We start from the raw sequence: 8,236 nt of genomic DNA, 5'->3' as shown, positions 1-8,236 counted from the left end.
GGTGTTACTTCCATTCTTTTGAAGTGCTTTGTACGGCACCAAGCGGTGCCCTTGCCGAGTCGGAGGTTTCTAACCGGCGGTGAGACGGTGTCCGGCCGCGTCCAGAGTGCGCGTCACGTGCTCCGCGTACCACTGCGGCCATTCGGTGTCATACACCCCGCCCAGGACTTCGGCTTCGTAAATACCGTGAGCAGTCTCGGCCTGCTTGAGTGCATCTGTCAGTATCTCGGTGGTGGACTGCGCCATTGGTGGTTCCTTATCGGTTGGTATCAACGGTTTGGGTGCTTCCGCCGCCAGCCCAGGGCTGGCGGATTCTCGGGGAAGAGCTGAAGAGTTCGGCAATCCTTCGCGTCACCGGTTCAACTGGTAACGATACTGACATGCTCGCTCATCACCTGTCAAGGGGGTGACGAAGTGTGTGCAGAAATTGCAAAACTGCAACCGAACGCCGTGAGGAGGTCAGCACATGCCGGGAGGCCGTAAGCGCGCTTTCGATGACCAGGTGGCCCTGGACACAGCCATGGAACTGTTTTGGCGCCAGGGATACGAAGGCACATCCATCGCCGACCTGACGCTGGCGCTCGGGATTAATCCGCCGAGCCTGTACGCAGCCTTTGGGAGCAAGCGGGAACTGTTCGAAAGAACACTTGACCGGTACCTGCGAACGGACCGGCCAGGTAGAGGAGGCCATGGCGCAGCCGAGTGCTCACCAGGCGGTGTTGGACCGCCTGAAGGGGCGGGTTGAGGCTTTTACCGCCCCGGGTCTGCCCGCCGGCTGTATGACAGTTCAAGCGGGACTGGCATCCGCGGAGGCGCACCATGAAATAGTCGAACTCCTGGCGGCGGCCCGCGAGGCGATGCGGCGGACCATGCTGGATCGGTTCGAGAAGGCCCTGGCAGACGGCGATTTGCCGGCCGGTACCAGCGCTGGCGCGGTACGGCATGGCGGCAATTTACGGCCTCAGTGTTGAAGCGGCCTCCGGCGCCCCGATGGAGGAACTCCTAGCCGCTGCGACCCTCGCCGCGCAGGTGGTGCCGAGGGCCTAAGCGTCGTAAATCGACGAGGTCGCGCCAACGCCGATGACGAGGATGCGCAAACATCCGCTTTTGTCCTGAACTCTCAGTCGACTGCGTCGCCACAATCCGTGGCGGCTAGGTTATGCGCTTATAGACTCGCCATTGGGGCGGCCGTAGGTTTCGAGGAGTCGGAGCCAGACTTCGTTGACGGTTGGGTAGGCAGGAACGGCATGCCAGAGCCGGTCCAGGGGGACCTGGGCGGTGACGGCGATCGTCGCGGCCTGGAGCAGTTCGCTGACATCGGGGCCGACGAAGGTCATGCCGAGAATGACCTTGCGTTGCTCGTCGACGACCATCCTGGCGGTCCCGGCGTAGCCGTCGGCGCGGACGCTGGCGCCGGCGACGTGTCCGATCTCGTAGTCGACGACCCGCACGTCGTAGCCCGAGGCTCGGGCGTCCCGGGCGGTGAGTCCGACGGAGGCGACTTCCGGTTCGGTGAAGGTGACCTGCGGAACGGACTCCCGGTCCGCGGTCGCCACGTGTGCACCCCATGGGGCGTCGGAGAGGGTCGTTCCGTGGGCGCGGGCCGCTATGGCATCTCCCGCGGCGCGGGCCTGGTACTTCCCTTGGTGGGTGAGCAGGGCCCGGTTGGTCACGTCGCCCACGGCGTAAAGCCAGTCGAAACCCGGCACCAGCATCGTATCGTCGGTCCCGATCCAGTCCCCAGGCGTCAGACCGACCGTCTCGAGGCCGATGTCGGCGGTCCGGGGGCTCCGGCCGGTCGCGGCGAGCACCTCCTCGGCCCTGATTTCGGTGCCGTCAGCGGTCTGGACCACGACGCCGTCCGCGGAGCGGGTAACGCGCGTGGTCTTGGTGTCGAGCAGGACGGACACGCCCTGCTCCCGTAACGCCTGTGCCACGAGCTCCCCCGCGAACGGTTCCAGTGCACCGAGCAGGCCCCTGCGAGCAATCAGCGTGACCTCCGTACCGAAAGCTGCGTACGCCGTCGCCAGCTCGGTCGCGACCACGCCGCCGCCAATGATGGCCAGGCTCGCGGGAGCCGACCGGGCGCTGGTTGCCTCCCGGCTGGTCCATGGACGGGCCTCGCGCAGCCCCTCGATATTGGGTATAAACGCATCGGAGCCCGTGGCGACGGCCACGGCATGGCGTGCTGTCAGGTCCGTGGTGGTGCCGTCGTTGGCGGTGACGGTGACCTGCTTGGGTCCGGTGATGCGGCCGTGGCCCCGGGCCAGTGAGATCCCGGCGCTCTGCAGCCACTGCACCTGCCCCTTGTCAGACCAGTTGCTGGCGAAGGCGTCCCGGCGGTCCAGCACGGCCTGGACATCGAGCGCGCCCTTGGCGGCCTGCGCAGAGCCAGGGACCTGCCGCGCGGCCCTCAGCACCTGGGCCGAGCGCAGCAGCGCCTTTGAGGGCATGCACGCCCAGTAGGAGCACTCGCCCCCGACAAGTTCGTTCTCGACCAGGAGGGTGCTTTGGCCGCCCTGCACGGTGCGGTCGGCCACGTTCTCACCAGCCGCCCCGCCACCTAAGACGATCACGTCATACTCCGTCGCCGGTGTCGATCGCTGCGCTCCGCTCTGCCCGGAAAGGGCAAGCGGTGTGTCCGGTTGCTTAGAAGCCGATGCCACTGCCGCCTCCCCAGGTGTCGTCCCTGTTGTCACCACTGCCGCCTCCCCAGGTGCCGTCCCTGTTGTCACCACTGCCGCCTCCCCAGGTGTCGCCCCTGCTGTCACCGGTCCCGTCGGCACCAGAGGCTTCGGCAGGCGCGGCGCCGGAAGCCCCACTGTGATACCCGTTATAGAAGTAGGCGCTGACGATTTCCGTGGCAATCACGTAGCCTGCAACGGTTTGGAGAACCGAGCGCCCGGCGGACACATTATTGCCTTCCCCCAGGGTGCGGGTCAGCGTGCCGGGCTGGCGTCGCTCTGCCCGGGCCGCCGCTCTGGCCAAGGTGTCCGGCCGTGCGTCGGCGGGGCGGTCATCCGGTGTCGGGGCATCTTTTGTGAAACGCTCGAAGAGGACGTCGAGCTGGGCGGGGGTGAGCTTGGCAAAGGCTTCAAGGTGAGCCTGCTCGATTTTGTCTGTCGGGGCGTTACTCAACACTTGCTGGTAACGCTCGACGGCAATCTCGTCTTCCGCGCGGCCGGGGGTCGCGCCTTTACGCCGGGTCGTCCGGCCGAAAACGCGGTCGAAAAATGCCATGCGGTGCTCCTGGAGTGGTGATCGCTGGGCTGCTGCCTATTGGTGCCTGGCCTGTCAGGCCGGGTTGCGGGTGATGCTGTAGCCGCTCTCGGCCAGTGAACGGGTCATGTGTTCGGCGTACCATTGGGGCCATTCCTCGTCGCGCACCCCGTTCAGCACTTCGGTCTCGTAGACGCCGTGCGCCGTCTCGGCACGGATTAACAAATCGCGGAGGAGCTCGGTTGTGCCCGCCGCCGTGTCCGGGGTGCCCTGCCCTGGTGCGTCCGCAGTCATTGTCCCTGACCCCTGGTGAGGACTTCCTTCATGACCATGACGGGTATTCCTTTCGTATTTGCTGCTCGGTTGGTTGACGCTGGGTCAAGTGGGCCGCCAGCCCTGTCGACCGGACGGGTGGAGTGCCCCGGAAGTCGACGGTAAGAAACACCGCCTCCGGAGCACACGACACCCGAATTCGTGACGTGGTCGCACATGCAGATACAGGCAATCACGTTTGGCTGAGGTGTCTGCGGACCTTCTCCACCGGGGGTTGCTTACCGTCCGGGCTGTCGCTCCGAGACCTCTTGGATTACCCACTTGTTGCCGTCCGGGTCACTGAACGAAACGAATGACGCGTAGCTGCGGCGGTTGTCAGCATAGCCATCGACGTGTACTTCAGCGCCGGTGTCATACATGTTGTGGTAAATCTCGGACACTTCAACACCCCTGCTGATCAAGTCGGCACGGGTGCGGTCGATGTCCTTGACCACGAGGTAATGGCCCTGGGCGGAACCCGGCGGTGAAGGGGTAAGCCCGCGGCCGACGTGGACCGAGCAGTGCGACCCCGGTGGCGTCAGCTGCGCGATGCGGAATTCCGGCCCGGCCTCGTATCCGGCGTCGAGCTTCCACCCCAGGTTCTGGTAGAAGCTTATGGAACGGTCCACGTCGCTCACAGGTAGAACGAGGACCTCCAGCTTCATCTCCAGCCCTTCGGTGGTGTCAGAGGTTGTCTCGGACAAAGCTGTGTCAGGGGTTGTGTCAGACATATCAGGCTCCTTGCCGTCAACGTTTGTTCTGGGCTCACGGTGACAATTGCAGGCTCCGCATTATCGGCTGAACGGCCCGTCGCGCCTGTGGCGGGACGAACGCGGTAAGCGGGCCAGACTCCATAAAAAGGGAGACGAAGCGGACCGTCGAGGGCCAGCTCCAAAAGAGGAATCAAATCGTCCTCGAACAGGAATTTACCACTCCAACGACACGTTGCACAGACCCAAAGAGTGCCTGAGGAGCGCCGTCCTGCGAACGCCGAGACATCGGACAGAACAACCGCGCGAGACCCAACTAAAGGAAGCTGTCTATCGCGGCACTCCTCTGGAATGGAGCGGCCGTCCGGGGCAAAAATTGCACTTGTTGCGGCGCCCGCATTGGGACGTCTGAACTTGGATTACGAGGGAAACAAACGCCCTCAATTCCCGCACTCCTCTGCACAGGGGCTCGCCGCCCTCGACTGCGGAGCAAAAATCAGAGGCGCTGGCTGCCAAAAGCAATGTACAGCCCGCTGATTCCCCTCACCCCCGCCCTCACAAATGGGCGGCCACGCCGCAAATACGCCGCCTCGAAATGCAGCAGTCCCGGCAAAGGGGTTCTTTCTCTCTCACAACAGCTAAAGCTCCGCGGCGTCGATTCCACGACTCCGGAAGCTAAGACCGAGGAGATCCTCCATGTCTTTCGAAAAGTCCACGATCCGGCCATTTACTTTCGCGTTCTCCGACGCGGAACTTGAGGACCTGCGCGCGCGTATCAAAGCCACACGCTGGCCCGAAAAGGAAACGGCGCCGCACCTGTCGCAGGGGATGATGTCCTCGATAACATCACGCTTTACTGGCTGACGAACACGGCGATTTCTTCCGCCCGCCTCTACGCTGAAACCGGTCCCCTTTCTTCGCTGTCAAAGGCATCTCTATTCCGGTTGCCGTGAGCGTCTTCCCCGACGAGATATATACAGCCCCCAGAAGTTGGACAGAGCAGGCGTTTCCCAACCTCATCCACTACAACAAGGTCGATAAGGGCGGACACTACGCGCCTCGGGAGCAACCGAAAATCTTCGTAGAAGAAATGCGCAAAGGCATCCGGTCTCTTCGCTAAATGCCCAAAACTAGGCAAAATCCCCTGCTGGACCCGGCCCGCCGGAGTGTACAGGCGTGCAGGCTATCAGATCCCGTGACCAGTTTGGGGTGCAGGTCGGCTACTGACACGAACTATCGCTAGTGTCCCTGGTTAGATGCCTATTCCGGATCTCGATTCGCTTCCGGGGGGGCTGCCCCGGCTTTTGTTGACTCGGGGTCTTAGGCCGCTGTGTGCGCGGTCCGGTTGATTGTTTCATATTCGATGGGCGTAAGTTTCCCCAGCCGTCTTTGCCTTCGCCGGCGGTGGTAGGTCCGCTCGATCCAGGTCGTGATGGCCAGCCGGAGGTTCTGTCTGGTGAGCCATCGCTGACGGTCCAGAACGTTCTTCTGCAGCAGCGAGAAGAACGACTCCATCGCGGCGTTGTCCGCGCATGCACCGGACCTGCCCATGGATCCTGTGAGCCCGTGGTGCCGGAGTGATTCAACGAAGCGGCGGGACCGGAATTGGGACCCACGGATGCTCTCCTAAGTGTCAAGCAGCGGTTCGGTGTTGTCTGGTGTTCGGGACGATGTGCTGGCGGCCGGGGTTGAGGATGAAGTAGACCTCGCGGGCGAGGTATCGCTTCAGGCAGCGGATGATCTCCATCTTGGAGTGTCCCTCGGCGGTCTTTTTCGCGACGTAGGTCTGTGTTCTCGGGTCGAGCCTGATCCGGCTGATGACCGCGAGGTGCAGGGCGCGGTTGGCTTGGCGGTCGCCGCCGCGGTTGAGTCGGTGCCGTTGTGTCATTCCCGAGGACGCGGGTAGGGGTGAAACGCCGCAGAGCATCGCGAACGCGGCTTCGGACTTCATCCGGTCGGGGTTGTCACCGGCCGTCACGAGGAGCTGTCCGGCGACTTCGATGCCGATTCCGACGCGTTCGAGGAGTTGGGGTGCGAGGGCTTCGACGATGGGGTTGATGAGCTCGTCCAGATCGGTTATCTCGTCGGTGAGTTCCAGGTAGCGGCGGGCTAGGGACTTCATCGAGACCCGATAGGCGGTGACGGGATCGGTCGCGTTTGACACGTCCGGCCGCCATGCAGCGAGGGTGCGGATCAGCTGCATCCGGGTCAGGTGGCGGACCTGGTCGCGAAGTTCCTCCGGCGCGGAGACGATCGACATCCGAAGGAGCTGCAGGGCGCTGCGGCGCTCCCGGACCGCGTGGGCGCGGGTGACGCGCAGCACACGCAGGGCATCGACGGCGCCGTCTTTGCTTTTCGGGATGCTGGTCCGTCGGCCCTGCAGTGCGGCGCGGGCTGCATTGATCGCGTCGAGATCGTCGTCCTTGCCTTTGCGGCGGCGGTCGGACCGGTCGGGCCGGTCGACCTCCAGGATCATGACGCCGGCTTTGGCGAGGTGTCGGGTCAGGCCGGCGCCGTAGGACCCGGTGCCCTCGACGCCGATCCGGGCCAGGTCACCGAACTCGCCGATCCAGGCGAGCATCGCCCGGTAGCCGGTGCGTGTAGTCGGGAAGCTCCTGGTACCCAACACTGTCTCGCCGGCGTCGATGACGGCGGCGACGTGGAGTTCTTTGTGCGTGTCGACGCCGGCGAAGACGGCCGTCGATGCCTGGTCCGGGTCGCTGGTTGCGGGCGTTCTGGTCATATCGTTTTCCTCCGGTTCATCCGGTGTGCAAGGGCACGGCCCCGCGCATCGACCGACCGGCGGACAAGACAGTGATGAGCACCTTTGGCGCAGGCTCTCCTTAGGTCACTCCGGCGGCGAGGCGTAGCGCCTCACCGGGTACTCCCTGGGGACTGACAGATCCGGGGAAAGACAACAGCTGTCGATCGGAGTGAGAGTCAAGAACCCCGGGGGCACCCGGCACCAGCATCCTGTCGCGTCCATCACTGTGCGAGTCAAGGACCCTCGGGAATACCGGTATGGACAGTCTCACTATCGGAGTGCACCACGGTCCCTGCCGGGCGGCGTGCCCGCACAGCATTCTTGAGCGCTGCCACCGCCAGCGAGGACTTCATTCGTGAGTCCATCGAGTATCCGACGATCCTTCCGGAGTAGACGTCCTTCACCGCGCAGAGGTAGAGCTTCCCTTCTGCGCTGGGGGTGCTCGGTGATGTCTGTCAGCCACAGCTCGTTCGGTGCCGACGCGGTGACGTCCCGCTCGACCAGGTCGTCGTGGACCGGAGGTCCTGGCTTCCGGTTCAGGCCCCGTTTCTTTGAGAACACCGACCAGATCCCGTGATCTCTGCATAAGCGCTGGACCCTGTTCTCGCCCGCCGCAAGGCCCTTCCCAGGGAGTTCGTCGGCGATGAACCGATACCCGAATGCAGGGTCGTCGGCATGGATGTCCCGGGCGGCGTTGACCAGGTGCGCATCCGCCCAGTCCCGTTCCGTCACCGGACTAACTCGCCACCGGTAATAGCCTTGCTTGCTGAATTTCAACACCCTGCAGGTCACCGCCACAGGAACACCGTCAGCGGCAAGATCCGTGACCAGCGGGTAGATCTTTTTGGGTTGATGTCCCTGGCCAGATAGGCAATCGTGGGCGCCGCCAGCAAATGGCGCTCAAAGTTGGGCGGTGAACCGCTATAGGCGGATGGGCCGGGGGGCTGGATTTCAGCGGGAGACAGCCCTCCTCGATCTTAGCTTTACAAAAGGATAGTCGGCCTTTGGCTTCTTGGACGGTCCAAGCGGGCGGTCCCCGGCTTCAGTCACCCGCTTGACAGGTGACGCTGAGCATGCCAATATCGTTACTAGTTGAACCGGTGACGCGAAAGACGGTTACCGACCCCTTCAGCTCTTCCGCGAGAATCCCGCCAAGCCTTACCTGGCGCTCCGTCTCGGCAATGGCGCCGTTTGGTGCCGTACAAACCTTAAAAGAATTGGAAGTAAGACT

The 8,236-nt window shown here is 63.6% G+C and carries 9 protein-coding genes and 2 pseudogenes; 2 read left to right on the top strand and 9 right to left on the bottom strand.

Going from position 1 to position 8,236, the window contains the following annotated elements:
• Positions 1-69 precede the first annotated feature (69 nt).
• Entirely contained in the window at positions 70-246 is a 177-nt protein-coding gene (locus CXQ90_RS22565) for a hypothetical protein (protein WP_181038670.1), read from the bottom strand.
• Positions 247-466: 220 nt separating this feature from the next.
• Between CXQ90_RS22565 and CXQ90_RS22725 the strand changes: the two genes are divergently transcribed.
• A complete protein-coding gene (locus tag CXQ90_RS22725) occupies positions 467-745 on the top strand; it encodes a TetR/AcrR family transcriptional regulator (RefSeq protein ID WP_219816748.1) in 279 nt (92 codons plus the stop codon).
• A gap of 412 nt (positions 746-1,157) precedes the next feature.
• On the opposite strand, the gene CXQ90_RS21400 is transcribed toward CXQ90_RS22725, so the two are convergent.
• The 4 genes from CXQ90_RS21400 to CXQ90_RS21385 all read right to left on the bottom strand — a co-directional run bounded on the left by CXQ90_RS21400 (position 1,158) and on the right by CXQ90_RS21385 (position 4,262).
• Positions 1,158-2,576 (bottom strand): NAD(P)/FAD-dependent oxidoreductase, encoded by a 1,419-nt coding sequence (locus CXQ90_RS21400; protein WP_258064692.1) that lies wholly within the window; start codon positions 2,574-2,576, stop codon positions 1,158-1,160.
• A gap of 73 nt (positions 2,577-2,649) precedes the next feature.
• The gene (locus CXQ90_RS21395; protein ID WP_104141350.1) at positions 2,650-3,240 is read right to left on the bottom strand and encodes a hypothetical protein; all 591 of its coding nucleotides are present in this window, start codon (positions 3,238-3,240) and stop codon (positions 2,650-2,652) included.
• Between the two features lie 54 nt (positions 3,241-3,294).
• Complete coding sequence (locus CXQ90_RS21390) at positions 3,295-3,513, bottom strand: hypothetical protein (RefSeq protein WP_104141349.1); 219 nt, start codon at positions 3,511-3,513, stop codon at positions 3,295-3,297.
• Positions 3,514-3,770: 257 nt separating this feature from the next.
• Positions 3,771-4,262: a VOC family protein gene (locus tag CXQ90_RS21385; RefSeq protein ID WP_104141348.1), complete on the bottom strand. Its 492-nt coding sequence runs from the start codon at positions 4,260-4,262 to the stop codon at positions 3,771-3,773.
• A gap of 675 nt (positions 4,263-4,937) precedes the next feature.
• Between CXQ90_RS21385 and CXQ90_RS22235 the strand changes: the two genes are divergently transcribed.
• Complete coding sequence (locus CXQ90_RS22235) at positions 4,938-5,105, top strand: epoxide hydrolase N-terminal domain-containing protein (RefSeq protein ID WP_146068953.1); 168 nt, start codon at positions 4,938-4,940, stop codon at positions 5,103-5,105.
• A 456-nt stretch (positions 5,106-5,561) separates the two neighbouring features.
• Here CXQ90_RS22235 and CXQ90_RS21375 read toward each other — a convergent pair.
• The 4 genes and pseudogenes from CXQ90_RS21375 to CXQ90_RS22720 form a co-directional block, all read right to left on the bottom strand.
• A pseudogene (locus CXQ90_RS21375) lies at positions 5,562-5,858 on the bottom strand (IS3 family transposase); the annotation flags it as partial.
• Between the two features lie 16 nt (positions 5,859-5,874).
• Positions 5,875-6,984, bottom strand: a complete 1,110-nt coding sequence (locus CXQ90_RS21370) for an IS110 family transposase (RefSeq protein ID WP_104141347.1) — start codon at positions 6,982-6,984, stop codon at positions 5,875-5,877.
• A gap of 293 nt (positions 6,985-7,277) precedes the next feature.
• Positions 7,278-7,877: pseudogene (locus tag CXQ90_RS21365) on the bottom strand (IS3 family transposase); the annotation flags it as partial.
• A 170-nt stretch (positions 7,878-8,047) separates the two neighbouring features.
• Positions 8,048-8,236, bottom strand: a 189-nt coding sequence (locus CXQ90_RS22720) for a hypothetical protein (protein WP_219816745.1), incomplete at its 5' end; no start/stop codon positions are given.

Source organism: Arthrobacter sp. ZGTC131 (genome assembly GCF_002929275.1).
In the GTDB taxonomy this organism is placed as follows: Bacteria; Actinomycetota; Actinomycetes; order Actinomycetales; family Micrococcaceae; genus Arthrobacter.
Note: the sequence above shows the minus strand (reverse complement) of the source record. Positions and strands in the feature narration are given on the sequence as shown.

Bases quoted from the DNA above. Each gene is read 5' to 3' on its own strand.
- CXQ90_RS22725 (WP_219816748.1), top strand. From the start codon at position 467: ATGCCGGGAGGCCGTAAGCGCGCTTTCGATGACCAGGTGGCCCTGGAC.
- CXQ90_RS21370 (WP_104141347.1), bottom strand. From the start codon at position 6,984: ATGACCAGAACGCCCGCAACCAGCGACCCGGACCAGGCATCGACGGCC.
- CXQ90_RS21395 (WP_104141350.1), bottom strand. From the start codon at position 3,240: ATGGCATTTTTCGACCGCGTTTTCGGCCGGACGACCCGGCGTAAAGGC.
- CXQ90_RS21390 (WP_104141349.1), bottom strand. From the start codon at position 3,513: ATGACTGCGGACGCACCAGGGCAGGGCACCCCGGACACGGCGGCGGGC.
- CXQ90_RS22565 (WP_181038670.1), bottom strand. From the start codon at position 246: ATGGCGCAGTCCACCACCGAGATACTGACAGATGCACTCAAGCAGGCC.
- CXQ90_RS22235 (WP_146068953.1), top strand. From the start codon at position 4,938: ATGTCTTTCGAAAAGTCCACGATCCGGCCATTTACTTTCGCGTTCTCC.
- CXQ90_RS21385 (WP_104141348.1), bottom strand. From the start codon at position 4,262: ATGTCTGACACAACCCCTGACACAGCTTTGTCCGAGACAACCTCTGAC.